This window comes from Nonomuraea fuscirosea, from assembly GCF_003001935.1.
Classification (GTDB): domain Bacteria; phylum Actinomycetota; class Actinomycetes; order Streptosporangiales; family Streptosporangiaceae; genus Nonomuraea; species Nonomuraea fuscirosea.
This window is the reverse complement of record NZ_PVNG01000006.1, coordinates 12,769-27,954: the sequence shown is the minus strand read 5'-3', so window position 1 is coordinate 27,954 and position 15,186 is coordinate 12,769. Positions and strand designations below refer to the sequence as shown.

The 15,186-nt window shown below is 72.9% G+C and carries 14 protein-coding genes and 1 pseudogene; 7 read left to right on the top strand and 8 right to left on the bottom strand.

Translation table 11 applies throughout. The features are described 5' to 3' along the window. The first annotated feature begins 44 nt into the window (after nt 1-44). The 4 genes from B0I32_RS15130 (at nt 45) to B0I32_RS15115 (ending at nt 4,875) form a co-directional block, all read left to right on the top strand. Nucleotides 45-1,235, top strand: a complete 1,191-nt coding sequence (locus B0I32_RS15130) for an aminotransferase class I/II-fold pyridoxal phosphate-dependent enzyme (RefSeq protein WP_219911824.1) — start codon at nt 45-47, stop codon at nt 1,233-1,235. 186 nt (nt 1,236-1,421) lie between these two features. Further along, on the top strand, nt 1,422-2,408 hold the full coding sequence (locus B0I32_RS15125) for an NAD(P)H-dependent flavin oxidoreductase (RefSeq protein ID WP_245955867.1): 987 nt from the start codon (nt 1,422-1,424) through the stop codon (nt 2,406-2,408). A 197-nt stretch (nt 2,409-2,605) separates the two neighbouring features. Next, nucleotides 2,606-3,829 carry a PP2C family protein-serine/threonine phosphatase gene (locus B0I32_RS15120; protein WP_245955842.1) on the top strand — a complete coding sequence of 408 codons (1,224 nt, stop codon included), beginning with the start codon at nt 2,606-2,608 and terminating at the stop codon, nt 3,827-3,829. Between the two features lie 128 nt (nt 3,830-3,957). After that, nucleotides 3,958-4,875: an aldo/keto reductase gene (locus B0I32_RS15115; RefSeq protein ID WP_219911823.1), complete on the top strand. Its 918-nt coding sequence runs from the start codon at nt 3,958-3,960 to the stop codon at nt 4,873-4,875. A 14-nt stretch (nt 4,876-4,889) separates the two neighbouring features. Here the strand turns inward: B0I32_RS15115 and B0I32_RS15110 are convergent, their stop codons facing one another. From B0I32_RS15110 to B0I32_RS15095, 4 genes are all read right to left on the bottom strand, one after another. Further along, nucleotides 4,890-7,040 (bottom strand): hypothetical protein, encoded by a 2,151-nt coding sequence (locus tag B0I32_RS15110; protein ID WP_106239273.1) that lies wholly within the window; start codon nt 7,038-7,040, stop codon nt 4,890-4,892. Next, nucleotides 7,037-8,326 carry an ABC transporter substrate-binding protein gene (locus B0I32_RS15105; RefSeq protein WP_106239272.1) on the bottom strand — a complete coding sequence of 430 codons (1,290 nt, stop codon included), beginning with the start codon at nt 8,324-8,326 and terminating at the stop codon, nt 7,037-7,039. Before B0I32_RS15105 ends, B0I32_RS15110 begins: the two co-directional genes overlap by 4 nt. A 63-nt stretch (nt 8,327-8,389) precedes the next feature. Then, complete coding sequence (locus B0I32_RS15100; protein WP_106239269.1) at nt 8,390-9,241, bottom strand: carbohydrate ABC transporter permease; 852 nt, start codon at nt 9,239-9,241, stop codon at nt 8,390-8,392. Continuing rightward, nucleotides 9,231-10,229 (bottom strand): carbohydrate ABC transporter permease, encoded by a 999-nt coding sequence (locus B0I32_RS15095; RefSeq protein ID WP_106239268.1) that lies wholly within the window; start codon nt 10,227-10,229, stop codon nt 9,231-9,233. The genes B0I32_RS15100 and B0I32_RS15095 overlap by 11 nt, the downstream gene beginning before the upstream one ends. Nucleotides 10,230-10,475: 246 nt before the next feature. Between B0I32_RS15095 and B0I32_RS15090 the strand changes: the two genes are divergently transcribed. Continuing rightward, entirely contained in the window at nt 10,476-11,597 is a 1,122-nt protein-coding gene (locus B0I32_RS15090; protein WP_342751744.1) for a LacI family DNA-binding transcriptional regulator, read from the top strand. 151 nt (nt 11,598-11,748) lie between these two features. Here B0I32_RS15090 and B0I32_RS61670 read toward each other — a convergent pair whose 3' ends face one another. Beyond that, a complete protein-coding gene (locus tag B0I32_RS61670; protein ID WP_245955840.1) occupies nt 11,749-12,234 on the bottom strand; it encodes an enolase C-terminal domain-like protein in 486 nt (161 codons plus the stop codon). Between the two features lie 44 nt (nt 12,235-12,278). On the opposite strand from B0I32_RS61670, the gene B0I32_RS61665 reads away from it, so the two are divergent. Beyond that, the gene (locus B0I32_RS61665) at nt 12,279-12,530 is read left to right on the top strand and encodes a hypothetical protein (RefSeq protein ID WP_245955839.1); all 252 of its coding nucleotides are present in this window, start codon (nt 12,279-12,281) and stop codon (nt 12,528-12,530) included. On the opposite strand, the pseudogene B0I32_RS61660 reads toward B0I32_RS61665, so the two are convergent. Together B0I32_RS61660 and B0I32_RS15080 are read right to left on the bottom strand one after the other, a co-directional pair. After that, nucleotides 12,485-12,730 (bottom strand): annotated as a pseudogene (locus B0I32_RS61660) (galactonate dehydratase); the annotation flags it as partial. The gene B0I32_RS61665 and the pseudogene B0I32_RS61660 overlap by 46 nt on opposite strands. 26 nt (nt 12,731-12,756) lie before the next feature. Next, the gene (locus tag B0I32_RS15080) at nt 12,757-13,032 is read right to left on the bottom strand and encodes a Rossmann-fold NAD(P)-binding domain-containing protein (protein WP_181307409.1); all 276 of its coding nucleotides are present in this window, start codon (nt 13,030-13,032) and stop codon (nt 12,757-12,759) included. A gap of 68 nt (nt 13,033-13,100) precedes the next feature. On the opposite strand from B0I32_RS15080, the gene B0I32_RS15075 reads away from it, so the two are divergent. Then, nucleotides 13,101-14,096, top strand: a complete 996-nt coding sequence (locus B0I32_RS15075; RefSeq protein WP_245955865.1) for a C40 family peptidase — start codon at nt 13,101-13,103, stop codon at nt 14,094-14,096. 32 nt (nt 14,097-14,128) lie between these two features. Here B0I32_RS15075 and B0I32_RS15070 read toward each other — a convergent pair whose 3' ends face one another. Next, nucleotides 14,129-15,184 carry a ferritin-like domain-containing protein gene (locus B0I32_RS15070; RefSeq protein ID WP_106239264.1) on the bottom strand — a complete coding sequence of 352 codons (1,056 nt, stop codon included), beginning with the start codon at nt 15,182-15,184 and terminating at the stop codon, nt 14,129-14,131. Nucleotides 15,185-15,186: the final 2 nt, after the last annotated feature.

The window sequence follows — 15,186 nt, the reverse complement described above, 5'->3', positions numbered from 1 at the left end:
AGCGAGTCGCCGGACCGCTCCGGACAAGGCGGAAAGTGAGTGCCGTGACGGACCCGTTCAGCAAGTGCCGGCTGCCCGGCGAGATCGAGGCGCTCATCGCGCCGGGCGTCTACCCCTTCTACGTGCCGGTGGAGGAACGGCCGGGCGGCGGGGAGGCCGTGGTGGGCGGCCGTCGCGTGCTGATGGCCGGCTCCAACGACTACCTGGCGCTGTCCGGCGACCCCCGGCTGAAGGAGGCGGGTGCGCGGGCGCTGCGCCGGCTGGGCGCGGGCAACTCCGGCTCGCGCGCGCTCAACGGCACGCTGGCCCTGCACCAGCGGCTGGAGGAGGAGCTGGCGGCGTTCCTCGGCCACGAGGCGGTGATGGTGGTCTCCACCGGCTACCAGGCCAACCTCGCGCTCAGCGCCCTGTTCGGGCCGCGTGACCTGCTGCTCGCCGACCGCGACATCCACGCCTCGCTCATCGACGCCGCCCGCCTCGGCCTGGCCCCGCTGCGCCGCTACCGGCACAACGACCTGGACCAGTTGGAGCGCCTGCTGGCGGAGGCCGATCCGGCGGCCGGGGTGCTCGTGCTCACCGAGGGCATGTTCTCGGTCGGGGGCGATCTGTGCGACCTGCCCGGCATCGTCAAGCTGGCCGAGCGCCACGGGGCGCGGATCGTGCTCGACAGCGCGCACGACCTCGGGCTGCTGGGGCCTGGCGGGCGGGGCGCCGCCGAGCACTTCGGGCTGCAGCCGGCGGTGGACGTGCAGACGCTGACGTTCTCCAAGTGCTTCGGCACGCTCGGCGGGGCGGTCGCCGGGCCCGGTCACGTCATCGCCTACCTGCGGCACAGCGCGCGGGCCGCGCTGTTCTCGGCCTCCCTGCCGCCGGCCTGCACGGCGGCGGCGCTGGCCGCGCTCGACGTGGTCCGCACGGAGCCGGAGCGCCGCCTGGCCGTGCTCTCCGCGGCCGAACGGCTCCGCTCAGGGCTGGCCGCGCTCGGCTTCGCCGTCCCGGCCGGCGGCACCCCGACCGTGTCGCTGCGGGTGGGCGACGCCATGACGTGCTGCCGGTTCTGGTCGGGGTTGCTGGAGGAGGGGGTGCTGGCCAACGCCATGCTGCCGCCGGGGGTGCCCGAGGGCCGGGCGCTGATCCGGCTGAGCGTCACCGCCGCCCACACCGCTGCGCAGGTGGACCGGATCCTGGACGCGGTCTCCGCCGTCGCCACCCGCCTCTCCCTTCCCGCCGGCTGACCGTCCGGCTTCAGGCGCGAGTTCCGGTACGGAGCCGCCGCCTTTCAGGTGCCGGTCGAAGCCTCCACCCCGACGACCTGCCCGGGTCCCTGGAGCGGATGAACCGGCCTCATCGGCGACGCCTCGGCAGACGGCGGCCCGTGCGCGGGCTCCGGATCGAACGGGATACGCTGGCGCGCGTTGCCGGTGGGCGAGCGGGAGGGGCCGATGTTGCGTACCTGGCTGACCGAGCGGTTCGGGCTGGAGGTTCCGCTGGTCGGGGCGCCGATGGCGGGAGTGAGTGACGGACGGCTGGCGGCTGCCGTGTCGGCGGCGGGCGGGCTCGGCATGTTCGGGGCGCCGGCCACCGCTTCGGCCGCATGGATCGCCGAGCAGGCCGCCGTCGCCGCCGCGAGCGGCCGGCCGTACGGGATCGGGCTGATGGCCTGGGCGCTGGAGGAGCGGCCCGGCCAGCTGGACGCGGTGCTGGCGGCGCGACCCGCCCTGGTGTCGGTGAGTTACGGGGACTTCGCGCGTTACGTGGAGCCGCTGCGTGCGGCCGGGATCGCCGTGGCCACGCAGGCGGGCACCACGCGGGAGGCACTGGAGGCCGAGCGGGCCGGGGTGGACGTGATCGTGGCGCGCGGCGGAGAGGGCGGCGGCCACGGCAGGGACGAGGTGGCCACGCTGCCGCTGCTGCAGGGCGTGCTGGACGAGGTGAGCGTCCCGGCGCTGGCCGCCGGCGGCATCGCGACGGCGCGCGGGCTGGCCGCCGTGCTGGCCGCGGGCGCGGAGGGCGCCTGGGTGGGCACGGCGTTCCTGGGGTGCGCCGAGACGACGCTGTCCGGGGCGGCCAGGGAGCGCGTTCTGGCCACGGAGGAGACGGGCACCGCCTACGGCCGCGTCTTCGACGTCGCGCAGCGGCTGGCCTGGCCGCCGGAGTTCGGGGGGCGGGCGCTGCGCAACGCGTTCTTCGACCGGTGGGACGGGCGGGAGGAGGCGCTGGCCGCCGACGAGGCCGCGCGGGCCGAGCTGGAGGCCGCACGGGCGAAGGGCGACTTCGACGGCGCGTACGTCTACGCGGGCCAGGCGGTGGGTTTGGTGCGGCGGGAGCGCACGGCCGCGGACGTGGTGGCCGGCTTCAAGGCCGCGCGGGAACTGCTCGCCCGCCGCTTCGACGACCCGCCCGCTTAGGAACGAACACCGCTCGGCGCGCCGCCGCCGCTCCGGGGCTGTCCCGACCGGCGCTCTACCGCCGTCCCATGGCCGCCCCTCCCGGCGCTGCACGGCGCGGCGATGTCCGGCGTTCCCCGGCGTTCGGTGCGTCGTGATCCCGGGGGCGGCTCGGTGGGTAGGGAGCCGTCAGGGCAGGAGCCGGGAAGGGAGCGGATGTGCGGGACGAAGGTGAGCGCGCCCTCAGCGGCCTGCTGGAGTTCATGCACCTCAACGGGATGGAGGAGCTGGCGTCCGCGGTCGAGGAGCACGCGCGGCCGCTCGGCCTGTCCGAGACGGACATCTACCTGACCGATCTGCAGCAGTTGCAGCTCATCCGCCTGCCGGGCAGGCAGGACCAGGACGACGAGCCGCCCAAGCCGATCCGGATCGACGGCACCCTGCCGGGCCGCGCCTTCCGCGCGGTGGAGATCGTGCGCGGCCGCTCCCCCGCCGCCCCGGCGAACCCGGAGGGAAAGCCGCGCCTGTGGGTGCCGCTGCTCGACGGCGCCGAACGGGTCGGCGTGCTGGGCATGACCGTCCCCGGCTACACGGAGCCGGTCGAGGAGCGGGCCAAGGCGCTGGCGTCCCTGGTGGCGCTGCTGGTGATCAGCAAGCGCCCGCACAGCGACTCCTACGCCCGGCTGGTACGCGCCCGCCCGCTGACCCTGTCGGCCGAGGTGCTGTGGAACCTGCTGCCCCCCAGCACGTTCGCCAACGGTGACGTGGTGGTGAGCGCGGCGCTGGAGCCCGCGTACGAGATGGGCGGCGACGCGTTCGACTACGCCGTGGACGGCCGCCACCTGCATCTGTCGATCTTCGACGCCATGGGGCACGACACCGCCGCCGGGCTGACCGCCTCCATCGCCATGGGCGCCTCCCGTACCCATCGCCGGCAGGGGCTGGAGCTGCCGGAGGTCGGCGAGGCGGTCGACGCGGCCGTCAAGGAGCAGTTCACCGGGCGGTTCGTCACGGGGATCCTGGCCCGGCTGGACCTGCGAACCGGGGCGCTCACCTGGGTCAACCGGGGTCACCACCCGCCGCTGGTGCTGCGGGAGGGCCGCCTGGTGACGACGCTGGACAGCGTGCCCGACCCGCCGATGGGCTTCGGCCTGGCCCCCTCGACGGGCCTGCTGCGGTACCAGTTGCAGCCGGGTGACCGGCTGCTGTTCTACACCGACGGCGTCATCGAGGCGCAGAGCCCGGCCGGGGAGCTGTTCGGGCTCAAGCGGTTCATCCAGTTCGTGGTCAAGCGGGAGGCGGACGGGCTTCCGGCTCCCGAGACGATGCGGCGGCTGATCCAGGAGATCCTGGAGCACCAGCATGGGCGGCTCCAGGACGACGCGACGGTGATGACGGTGGAGTGGCGCAGCCGGAGAAGCAGGCAGCAGTTCCGGCTCTGATCCAGCAGCGGGCAGGCGCTGATCCGGCGCTGATCCGGCGCTGATCCGGCTGTCGCGGGATGCCGGGGATGCCGGGGATGCCGTGGGATGATCGGGACGAAGAGGCTAAAAAGGAGAGGCAGGCCACGGTGCCAGAGCAGCAGCAGGAGCGACGCGTACCCGGAATGTCAGGCCCGCTGGAGGCGGTGACCGTCGGCCTGTCGGCGCTGGGCCGCGAGCCGGACGGCGAGAAGCTGGCGGACGCGCTCATGTCCGGCCGCTTCCGCCAGCTCGACACCTCCAACGAGTACGCGGGCGGCCGCAGCGAGACGCTGATCGGGCAGGCGCTCGCGAACGCCGGGGGCGGCGCCGGGGTGACGATCTTCACGAAGGCGGACCGCGACCCGGACACGGGCGTGTTCGACGGTGACCGGGTGATGCGCTCGTTCGAGGAGACGATCACCCGGCTGGGCGTCGAGCGGCTGCCGGTCTACCACCTGCACGACCCGTTCACGATCACGCTGTCGGAGGCGATGGCGCCCGGCGGCGCGGTGCCGGCGCTGGTGTCGCTGCGCGAGCAGGGGCTCGTCGGTGAGATCGGCATCGCGGCGGCGGGCGGCACGCTGGTGCAGGACTACATCCGTACGGACGCGTTCGACGCGGTCCTCACCCACAACCGTTACACGCTGGTGGACCGGCGGGGGGAGGACATCCTCGACCTGGCCACGGAGCGGAACATGACGGTTTTCAACGCCGCGCCGTTCGGCGGCGGCATCCTGTCGGGCTCCCCGCGCCGGGCCGGCCGGTACGGCTACCGGCCGATCTCGCCCGAGTTCGGGCAGCACGTGGAGCGGCTGCGGGAGCTGGCGGAGCGGTGGGGCATCGGCCTGGCCGCCGCCGCGCTGCACTTCTCGCTGGCCGAGCCGCGGGTCCATTCGACGGTGGTGGGGGTGACGTCGGTGGCGCGGCTGGAGCAACTGGGTGCCCTGGCCGACACGGTCGTGCCGGACGGCTTCTGGGACGAGGTGGCCGCCCTGGGCTCCCCGCCGCCCTCGCCGGTGGACTGAGCCGGCCGGCCGGTTCAGGGTAGCGGGGACAGGCCCTCGTGGCGGACCGTCCACGTGCCGGGGAAGCCCGGCGAGGGCGGGCCGCCGTCCCAGCCCTTGACCATGAGCGCGACGGCCGTCAGCAGCCCGCCGTTGCCCGGCAGGTAGACGGGGAGCGTGGCGCTCTGCCGGTTGTGGCCGTTGGGCAGGTACGTGTTCTTCGTCTCGGGCCGCAGCAGCGCCTCGACGGCCAGGTCAGGCTCGCCCAGCCGGGTGGCGGTCATGGCGATGGCCGGGTAGTCCCAGCCCCAGGTGCTCTCCCAGTTCCAGCGGGTGAGCACGTCGTCGAGGGTGCGGCGCATGGTGGCGTTGTCGACGAGGTGCGTCGGGGGGACGACGCCGAGCGCGTACAGCATGGAGGGGTGGTCGTCGCGCACCGTGTACGGCGGCGCGTCCATGGCCGCGTACACCCCGTCGCGCACGAGCGGCCGGGCCATCCCCTCGGCCACCTCGGCCCAGCGCGGCTCGGGCGGCAGGCCCAGCAGCAGCCGCCAGCGCTGCGCCACCCGCAGCGCCCACGACCAGTAGGCCAGCTCGAACGTCGGATTCGCCGCCTCGGCGCGCACGTCCGCGTACGACTCCTGGGCCGGCACCAGCGGCGGCCCCAGCCCGTACCCCTGAGGTCCCTTGACGGCGAAGGCGGCCATGAAGGCGGCGGTGTCGAGCACGAGGTCGCCGTAGAGGGACAGCGCCCGGCGGGTGCCGGCGGCGCGGCGCACCAGCTCGGCCAGGTAGATCGGGTGGGGCTGCTGCCACACCAGGAACGGCCCGATCGGGCTCGGGCTCTCCCGCCCGTCGGGGCCGGTCTGCTTGGGCCAGCGGGCTCCGGGGCAGCCCTGCGCGCGGGCGGTCTCGCGGGCGCGGGGCAGGATGGCGGCGTACCAGGACAGGCTGCGTTCCAGCAGCTCAGAGCGGCCCCACAGCGGGAAGTGCGCCGCGTGCCACCAGTGCATCTCCAGGTGGAAGCGGCCACGCCAGCTGTTGGCGATCAGCCCGGTCTCGGCGGGCGGTGAGGAGCCGGCGCAGTGGATCGCCGTGAGGTACTGCGACAGGACGATCCGCCGCTCCAGCTCGGGGGCGCGCTCGTCGCGGCTGCCGGACAGGTCCACCGCCCCGCCCGTGCTCCAGAAGCGGGGCCAGTGCCGCGCCGCGGCCCCGGCGACCTCGTCGTGACCCGGCGGCTCCGCCACCGCGTAGCCCGGGGATTCCGCCCCCAGGTGAATCGGCGGTTCCGCCTCGGCGTGACCCAGCGCTTCTGCCCCAGTGCGGCCCGGCGGTTCCGCCTCGGCGTCGCCTGGCAGGAAGGCGAACGTCAGCTCGGCGACCGGCTCGCGGAAGGTGATCAGGAACTCGTGGGCGCCGGCCGCGGACACCTCGCCGCCGCCCGTCATCCGCACGCTCACCTGGTACGCGGTGCCGTCGAGCCGCCGCAGCACCGTGCCGCCGCCGGCGCGGGCGAGCAGGCGGGAGGTGTGCTCTCCCGGTCTGGTCCAGTCGGCCGCGTTCCCCCACGCCTCGGACCCGTACGGGAACGCCAGCCGCACCCCCGTCTCCCCCAGCGCGGGCGACTCCAGCCGCACGCTGATCACGTCCCGGCCGGGATGGCAGACGGTGACGACGTGGAAGGGCGCGCCGCGCAGCAGGTAGCGGCTGGTCAGCGTGCCGGTCCACAGGTCGAGGCGCTGGCGGGCGCCGCTCACGTCCCCGGGGGTGAAGGGCGCTCCGCCGGCCGAGGCCAGCCCGATCCGGCCGAGGTCGAGCCGGTGCGGGTTGGCGCGCAGCCACGACTCGGCGGCCGAGGCGGGGTCCTCGCCGTCGCCGCTCAGGTCCCCGCGCATGTCGACGTACGGGACAGGCCCCCGGGCCGTCCCGTACACGCGGGTCGTGTCCGCCAGCCGGTACGAGCCGGGCATGCTGTGCCAGCCCCACGACGCCATGGTGGCCAGCAGCGTCCCCGGCGCCGTACCGGTGCGGTCCTCGACCGGGTAGGAGCCGGGGAACGTCTGCAGCCCGGTGAGGTCCGCGGTGAAGCAGAGCTCCCCGTTGCCCACCGACAGAGGTGACTCGGGCAGGATCCGGGTCACCTCGACGGCGTGCCGTGCGGCGAGCGCGTGGCGGTCGATCACTGCTTGATCGCCGTCCCGACCTGCTGGACGAAGTCCGTCGCCGCGGCGGCGGGCTGCTGGCGGGCGAACAGCACCTCGGCGTTGACCCGGTCGAGGATCTTCGGCGTGTCGGTGGACCCGGCGGGCCCGATCACCAGCGGCGGCCCGGCCTTCGGCGTGAGCGCGTCGATGAAGGTGGCCTGCGCCTTCTCCGGCTCGCCGAGCACGTCCTGGATGGCCGTGCGGACGTCGGAGTTGGCCGGGATGCCCCGGTCAGCCAGGATGATCTTGCCCGCGTCGGGGCTGTTGACCAGGAAGTCGACGAACTTGGCGGCCTCCTGCGGATGCTCGCTCTTGGCGTTGATGCTGTAGATCTGCGAGGCCTGCAGCCACATGCCGGGCTGCGTGGCGCCGCTCTCGCCGGGCACCCGCATCAGCCGCAGCGGCTGCCCGGCGGCCTTGCTGAGGGCGCTGAGCTGGTTGCTCCAGTCGAACTGCATGGCCGCCTGGCCGCGGCCCATCAGCGACTGCTCGGGCGCGGGCTGGGTGATCAGCTCGGCCGTCTGCGAGGCCGGCGGGGTCGCCCCGGCGTTCATCAGCTCCAGCGTCATCGTCCACCAGTCCACCAGCGTCTTCTCGCCGATGCCGACCTTGCCGTCGGCGGTGTAGAGCGCCTCGCCGCGCTGGCGGGAGTACACGTCCAGCATGTCGGTCCTGGTCGGGTCGGCCAGCGCGAACGTGCCCTTCGGCAGCTTCTGGGCCAGCTCCTTGGCGATGCGCTTGAAGTCGTCCCAGGTCCAGGTGTCCTCCTCGGGCAGGTCCACGGCCGCCTTCTCGAACACGGACTCGTTGACGATGAGGGAGATGGCGTTGACGCCGGTCGGCACGCCGTACTGGACGCCGCCGAACTTGCCGTTGTCCAGCGCCGCGGCGCCGATCTTGTCGGTCTTCAGACCGGTCTTGGCCAGGTCGAGCAGGGCGCCGCGGTCGCCGTACTCGCGCGGGTAGGCGCCGCCGAGCGTGATGACGTCGGGTGCCCGCCCGCCCGCCACCTCGGTGGCCAGCCGGTCGAAGTAGGAGTTGAAGTCGGTGTAGCTGCCCTTGACCTTGATGCCGGGGTTCTTGGCCTGGAAGGCCTCGATGACCTTCTGGGTGGCGGCCGCCCTGTCGTTGTTGCCCCACCAGCCGAAGCGCAGTTCGACCGCGCCTCCGTCCGAGCCGCCGGACGAGCCGCCGCCGCACGCGGAGACCGCGAGCAGGACACCGGTGAGACAGAGCGCCGCCAGGCCACTGGTTCTTCTCGGCATGGCCTTCTCCTTCTGTTGGTACGTGGTGACACGGGGGGGGTGACGCGGGGGGGTGGGCGTGGCTCAGCGGAAGCCGGTCGTGGAGATGCCCTGCGTCAGGTAGCGCTGCCCGGCCAGGAAGAACCCGAAGATCGGCGCCAGGCCCACGATGGACATGGCGAACAGCTGACCCCAGGCCGTCTCGCCCTGCCCGTCCATGAACGAGCGCAGCGCCACGGGCATGGTCCACAGCTCGGGGTCGGTCAGGAAGATGAGCTGGCTGAAGAAGTCGTTCCAGGTCCAGATGAAGGTGAACAGCGCCGAGGTGGCCAGCGCCGGCACCGACAGCGGCATGATGATCCGCCAGTAGATCCTGAAGTGCCCGCAGCCGTCGATGCGGGCCGCCTCGTCCAGCTCCCTGGGCAGGCCGCGGATGAACTGCACCATCAGGAAGATGAAGAACGCGTCGTGCGCCAGGAACTTCGGCACGACCAGCGGCAGGTCCGTGTTGATCCAGTCGAGCTGGGAGAACAGCACGTACTGGGGGACGATGAGCACGTGGATGGGCAGCATCAGCGTCGCCAGCATCATGGCGAAGAAGACGTTCCTGCCCCGGAAGTTCAGCCGCGCGAAGGCGTAGGCGGCCAGCGAGCACGAGATCAGGTTGCCGGCCACGGCCAGCAGGGCGATCACGGCCGAGTTCAGCAGGTAGAAGTGGAACGGGTGCTCCAGCGCCGTCCAGCCGTCGGTGTAGTTGCCCAGATCGAAGCTGGTCGGCCAGATGGAGGGGTCGCGGAAGATGGTCTCACTGGGCTTGACCGAGCTGGACACCATCCACAGCAGCGGATAGAGCATCACCAGGCCGAAGCCGATGAGCAGCGCGTGCTTCGACAGGCGGCGCGAGCGTCCGCCGGAGGCCTTGAGTTCAGCCGCCATAGAACACCCACCGCCTGGCGAAGAGGAAGTTGATTCCGGTCAGCACGGCGATGATGGCCAGCAGGAACCACGCCATCGCGGAGGCGTAGCCCATGTCGAAGGAGCCGAAGCCGCGTTCGTACAGGTAGAGCGTGTAGAGCAGGGTCGAGTCCGACGGCCCGCCGCGCCCGCCGCTGACGACGAACGCCTGCGTGAAGCTCTGGAAGGCGCCGATGAGCTGCAGGACGAGGTTGAAGAAGATGATCGGGGTGAGCATCGGCAGCGTGATGTGGAAGAACCTCGTCACCGTGCCCGCGCCGTCCACCTGGGCCGCCTCGTAGTACGAGGTGGGGATCTGGCGCAGCCCGGCCAGGAAGATGACCATGGGCGCGCCGAACGTCCAGGCGTTGAGCAGCACGAGCGTGCCGAGGGCGAAGTCCGGATGGGACACCCAGCTGACGCCCTCCGTGCCGAACAGCGCCAGCACCTGGTTGACCAGGCCGTCCTTGCCGAAGATCTGCCGCCACAGGATGGCGATCGACACGCTGCCCGCCAGCAGCGAGGGCAGGTAGTAAACCGACCGGTAGAAGCTCAGCCCGCGCACGCCGCGGTTGAGCAGGAGTGCCAGGGCCAGCGCCAGCACGAGCTGGATGGGCACCGACACGAACACGTAGACGAACGTGACCAGCAGCGACTTGTGCAGCCGCGGGTCGGCGAGCATCTCGCGGTAGTTGTCCAGCCCGAGCCATTCCGGCGGCTTGAGCAGGGTGTACTCGGTGAAGGACAGGTAGAGCGAGGCCAGGATCGGCCCCACGGTGAACAGCGCCATGCCGATGAACCACGGCGTGAGGAACAGGTAGCCGATCCGGTCGCGTGGCGGGCCGCTGATCTTTCTGTGCCCGGCCGGACGCCGGTCCTTGAGCCGCGTCCGGACGAGTGAGGTGCTGGTCGGCGAGACGGTCGTCGCGGGGGTTTCGGAGGTTTCGGGGGGATGCAAACGTTCGCTCATCTATTACCCTTCACGGTCGCGCTGAGCCGCACGCGACCGGGGACCATCAGGGACGCAAGCCGTGAGGCGCCTGCGAGTAACCAGTTTCTAACATTGCCCACATCGGGTGTCAACGCTTGGTCAGCCGTGCGATGACCTGCGTTGACGGGCATCGGCGCAGGACTTGCGCGGTTTTCGGCAAGCGGTTGTAATACCTGGTGAGAAACCGGTATCTCAGCGTCGGCGCCCGGCCGGGGGGCCGGTGTGATGTCATGCGTGCGAGACGACGGCCGAGCGCGTGCGGGAGAGCGGATGAGGGCGAGCCCCGAAGACAGAGACGGAGACGATGAGCGGGAAGCGGCGGCCCCCACGGCGGGGCGTGTGACGGGGCGGCGCGGGCCGCGACCGGCCGGGCCGGCCACGATCAGCAGTGTCGCCGCGGCCGCGGGGGTCTCGCGGGCCACGGTGTCGCGGGTCATGAACGGCTCGCCAAGCGTGCACCCCGAGCTGGCCGCCCGGGTCAGGGCCGCGGCCGAGGCGCTCGACTACGAGCCGAGCGCGGCCGCGCGCCGGCTCGCGCTCGGCCGCACGGGCACCGTCGCGCTGGTCGTCCCCGACCTGTCCAACCCGCTCTTCCAGAACGTGCTGCGCGGGCTCAGCCAGGCCGCCGGCAAGGCGGGCTGCCAGTTGCTGGTGGTCGAGTCGGACGAGGACCCCGAGGAGGAGGTGGTCCTGGCGCTGGAGGCGCGGCGCAACGCCGACGGGATCGTGCTGGCCTCGCCCAGGGCGCCGGACGCGCGGCTGCGTGAGCTGAGCGAGCGGCTGGCGCCGTTCGTGCTGGTCTACCGGGAGGTCGCCGGGCTGGGCGCGCCGTCGTTGTCGATCGACAACCGGGCCGGCATCGGCGAGATCGTGGCCCACCTCACCGCGCTCGGCCATCGCCGGGTGGCCTACCTCGCCGGACCGCCGGCCAGCGCGGGCAACGCCGAGCGGCTGGCCGCGCTGCGCGCCGACCGCGGCCTGGAGCTGACCGTGCTGCCGTGCGGGTCGATGTTCGACCACGGCCACGCCGCCGCCGGGGCGGTGGTGGCGTGCGGGGCCAGCGCGGTCGTGGGGTTCAACGACATGGTGGCCTCAGGCGTGCTGACCGGCCTGCGCGAGCTGGACGTTCGGGTGCCCGGCGAGGTGTCGGTGGTCGGGTTCGACGACATCGCGTTCGCCCGCTACACCTCGCCGCCGCTGACCACGGTGGCCATCCCGGCGAACGAGCTGGGCCGGCAAGCGTGGGAACGGCTCTGGGCGCTGATGAACGGGGAGAGCGGCGGCTACAACGTGCGCTACCAGCCCCGGCTGCTCGTCCGCGACAGCACCGGCCCCGCACCGTCCTGAAGGTCCCCGCGTCCTGAAGGTCCCCGCTGTCCCGAGGGTGCCCGCCGTCCTGAAAATCCCCGCCGCCTCGAAAAAACCCGCCGCCTCGAAGATCCTCGCCGTCCCGAGAATCCCGCCGCCCCTGGGACGACCCACCGCGCGGCCGCGTGCGTCACCACTCGGCGAAGGAGCCGTCCGGGTGCCGCCAGATCGGGCCGCGCCAGCAGTGGCCCAGCTCGGCGGCGCGCTCGACGGCCCGCTCGTCGACCTCGACGCCCAGCCCTGGCCGGTCCGTACGCCGGGCGTACCCGCCGGTGAACGTCAGCGGCTCCGGGTCGACCAGGTAGTCCAGCACGTCGTTGCCCTGGTTGTGGTGCAGGCCGACGCTCTGCTCCTGGATGGGGAAGTTGGGGACGGCGAAGGCGAGCTGCAGGCTGGAGGCCGGCGAGACGGGGCCGAGCGGGCAGTGCGGGGCCAGGCTCACGTCGTAGGGCTCGGCCATGGCGGCGATCCTGCGTACCTCCGAGATCCCGCCGGCGTGGCTCACGTCGGGCTGGGCCACCGCGATGCCGTGCCCGATGACGTCGCGGAAGTCCCACCGCGAGTACAGCCGCTCGCCGGTCGCCAGCGGGATGGAGGTGCTCGCCGATCGCCTCACGCACGGCGGCCACCCTGGCCACCACCTCGCGCGAGCGGGCCGGGGTGTCGATCGCGGTCAGCTCGCCCGAGCCGTTCATCTTCACGGCGGTGAACCCGGCCTCGATCTGCGCCGCCGCCGGCTCGGCCACCTCGGCGGGCCGGTCGCCGCCGATCCAGGCGTACATGCGCACCCGCTCGCGTACGGGCCCGCCCAGCAGTCCGTGCACCGGCCGCCCCGCCGCCTTGCCCGCGATGTCCCACAGCGCCTGGTCGATCCCGGCCACCGCGCTGGACAGCACCGGCCCGCCCCGGTAGAAGCCGCCCTTGGTGAGGACCTGCCAGTGGTCCTCGATGCGCAGCGGGTCGGCGCCGATCAGATGGTCGCTCAGCTCGGCCACCGCCTCCCTGACGGTGGCGGCCCTGCCCTCGACCACCGGCTCGCCCCAGCCGGTGATGCCCTCGTCGGTGCGTACGCGCAGGAACAGCCAGCGCGGCGGGACGAGGAAGGTGTCCATGGACACGATCTTCATGGGGTTCCCTTCTAGGAGGAGGCGATCACCAGGGCCCCCTCGGTCCCGGCCGGCAGCGGGCAGAAGGTGCGCGCGGCCAGGAAGGCGGCCTTGAGCGAGACGTCGATCTGCAGGTCCCAGTCGGCTTCCGGCATCTCGTGCGCCGGTCTGGCCGCCACCACGCGGCCGGGCCCGTTGGCGTGCAGCACGTCGAGGCGGCCGAAGCCAGACGGCGGGCGGTGGCGGCGCCGATTTCGCGGCCGACGCCGGTATCCGTCTCCCGGCGACTGAACATCGGCGGAGTGCACTGCGTACCTCCTGACGAAGCCATGACGAGGCGACGGCGAGGCGACGCGGAGGAGGCGGGACGGTGACGATGGCCGGGCTCGGACGGATGGCGGGCGTCATGACCGTGACGGTGACGGCCGCTGTCACGGTGGCGGTGACGGGCGCCATGGCCGTGCCCGGCGCCGCGCTGGCCGACCCCACCCCGGCCCAGGCCAGGGCCAAGCTGGTGAAGCTGAACGAGCAGGCCGACCAGCTCGTCGAGCGCTTCAACCAGGCCACCGAGACCTACGGCAAGGCCAGGAAGAAGTACGAGAAGCTGGACACCGAGCTGCGCGCCAAGCAGGCGCAGGCCGAGGCGCTGCGCGGCGAGGTTGCCGAGCTGGCGCTCAACGACTACCAGATGGGCGGCCCGCTCGGCTGGCAGCGGTACGTGGTCCAGGGCCGGCCGGAGGCGATGCTCGGCGGCATGGCCTCCCTGGAGCAGATCATGCTGGACCGGGCGGCCAAGGTGCGCGCCTTCCACAGCGCGACCGAGGACCTGCGCAAGCGGCGCGACGCGGCCAAGGGTGTGCTGGCCGAGGCGGAGAGCGCCCGCGACGACGTACGCGACGAGAAGTCGAAGGTGGACAAGCTCGTCGGCGAGCAGACGAAGCTGCTGCGCAGGCTGGGCGCCTTCAACACCGGCAACCCGCGCAGCACCGGCATCACCTACACGGGACCCGCCTCCGGCAACGCCCGCCAGGCGCTGCAGTTCGCGTTCGCGCAGGTCGGCAAGCCGTACCGGTACGGCGGCACGGGGCCGGGCTCGTGGGACTGCTCGGGTCTGGCCCAGGCGGCCTGGCGCGCGGCCGGGGTGCGGCTGCCGCGCACCACGTACACGCAGTGGAGCTGGGGCGCCGCCCGGCGCGTTCCGGTGAGCCAGGCGCAGCCGGGCGACCTGCTGTTCAGCAAGGGCCTCGGGCACATGGGCCTGTACGTGGGCGACGGCAAGATGGTGCACGCGCCGCAGACCGGGGACGTCGTCAAGGTCGTCGTGCTGGACGACTACTGGCGCAACCGCCTCGTCGGCGCGGTCCGCCCCTGAACCTCCTGACGACGCCCCCGGACGGCACTCCGTTACAGGTTGACGGGCGCGCGGGTGAACACCGGCCCGGCGTGCCGCCCGGTGGGGACGCCGGCGGCCAGCACGGGCATGGTGGCCAGCATCTGGCCGGCCAGCTTCAGCTCGAACATGACGCCCATCGCCGCGTCGAGATGCCCGGGGTCGCCGTCCACGCAGCGCTGCAGCCCGTCGAGCAGCCGGGTGAACGTCACCCTGAACTGGTGCACGCGCCGCCACGCCTCGCTCTCCGGGTCGAGGTCGGCGGCCCGCTGGTTCGGCGTGAGCGGCCACACCCCGTCGGCGTCGAAGGGGTAAGGGGCGCCGCTGTAGGAGAAGCCGGCCGGGGCGGACGGGTCGCGCACCAGGCGGCGGCCCTTGGCGATGGCGGCGAAACGGTAGTAGTGGGCGATGTCGCCGTCGGGGTCGACCGGCGAGTCGGGCGTGCCCTCGCCCTCCGCCACGATGAGCCCGATGGCGCGGGCGGCGTCCTTGGTGGTCGTGATCGGGAAGAGCCGGTCGGGGCCGAACCACGCGGGCGCGACCACCTGCCGCCGCACGTCGCCGGGCAGCACGGCCTGGGGCAGGGCGAGCAGCGCGTCGGACAGCGTGCGGTAGAACTCGCCGATCGTGGCGAACTCCGGCGGGGCTCCCGCCCCGTCGGCCTGCCGGAACGTCAGCGGGTTCTCCGGCTCCTCGATCCGCATGAACACCGACTCCATGAGCCCGAGGGAGAACGGTTCGAGCCCGACGACGAGGTCCTCGCCGATGCCGAGCGGCAGCGGCCCCGGATAGTCGGGGACGAAGTCCGCGGCGTCGAGCGCCGGCCTGGAGCCGAGGGCGTTCAGCAGGTTGCACCCGATGAGCAGGTGCAGCATCTCGTCCACGACGACGTCGTGCACGGCCCACCAGATGTCGCGGTTGCGGCCCGGCTTGAGCGACAGCATGGCGGTGAGGTACGGCGGGATGGTGGCGAACTCCAGCCGGACGGCGTCCTGGACCCGCGGGACGAGGTCGGCGGGCTGCTGCGCCCTGCTCAGCTCCTCGACGGCGGCGCGGTCGATCCTCAGCATCG

What these genes read in the sequence shown, in the direction of transcription:
- B0I32_RS15075 (WP_245955865.1), top strand. Translation starts at nt 13,101, where the DNA reads ATGGCCGGGCTCGGACGGATGGCGGGCGTCATGACCGTGACGGTGACG.
- B0I32_RS15100 (WP_106239269.1), bottom strand. Translation starts at nt 9,241, where the DNA reads ATGGCGGCTGAACTCAAGGCCTCCGGCGGACGCTCGCGCCGCCTGTCG.
- B0I32_RS15105 (WP_106239272.1), bottom strand. Translation starts at nt 8,326, where the DNA reads ATGCCGAGAAGAACCAGTGGCCTGGCGGCGCTCTGTCTCACCGGTGTC.
- B0I32_RS15095 (WP_106239268.1), bottom strand. Translation starts at nt 10,229, where the DNA reads ATGAGCGAACGTTTGCATCCCCCCGAAACCTCCGAAACCCCCGCGACG.
- B0I32_RS15090 (WP_342751744.1), top strand. Translation starts at nt 10,476, where the DNA reads ATGTCATGCGTGCGAGACGACGGCCGAGCGCGTGCGGGAGAGCGGATG.
- B0I32_RS15070 (WP_106239264.1), bottom strand. Translation starts at nt 15,184, where the DNA reads ATGCTGAGGATCGACCGCGCCGCCGTCGAGGAGCTGAGCAGGGCGCAG.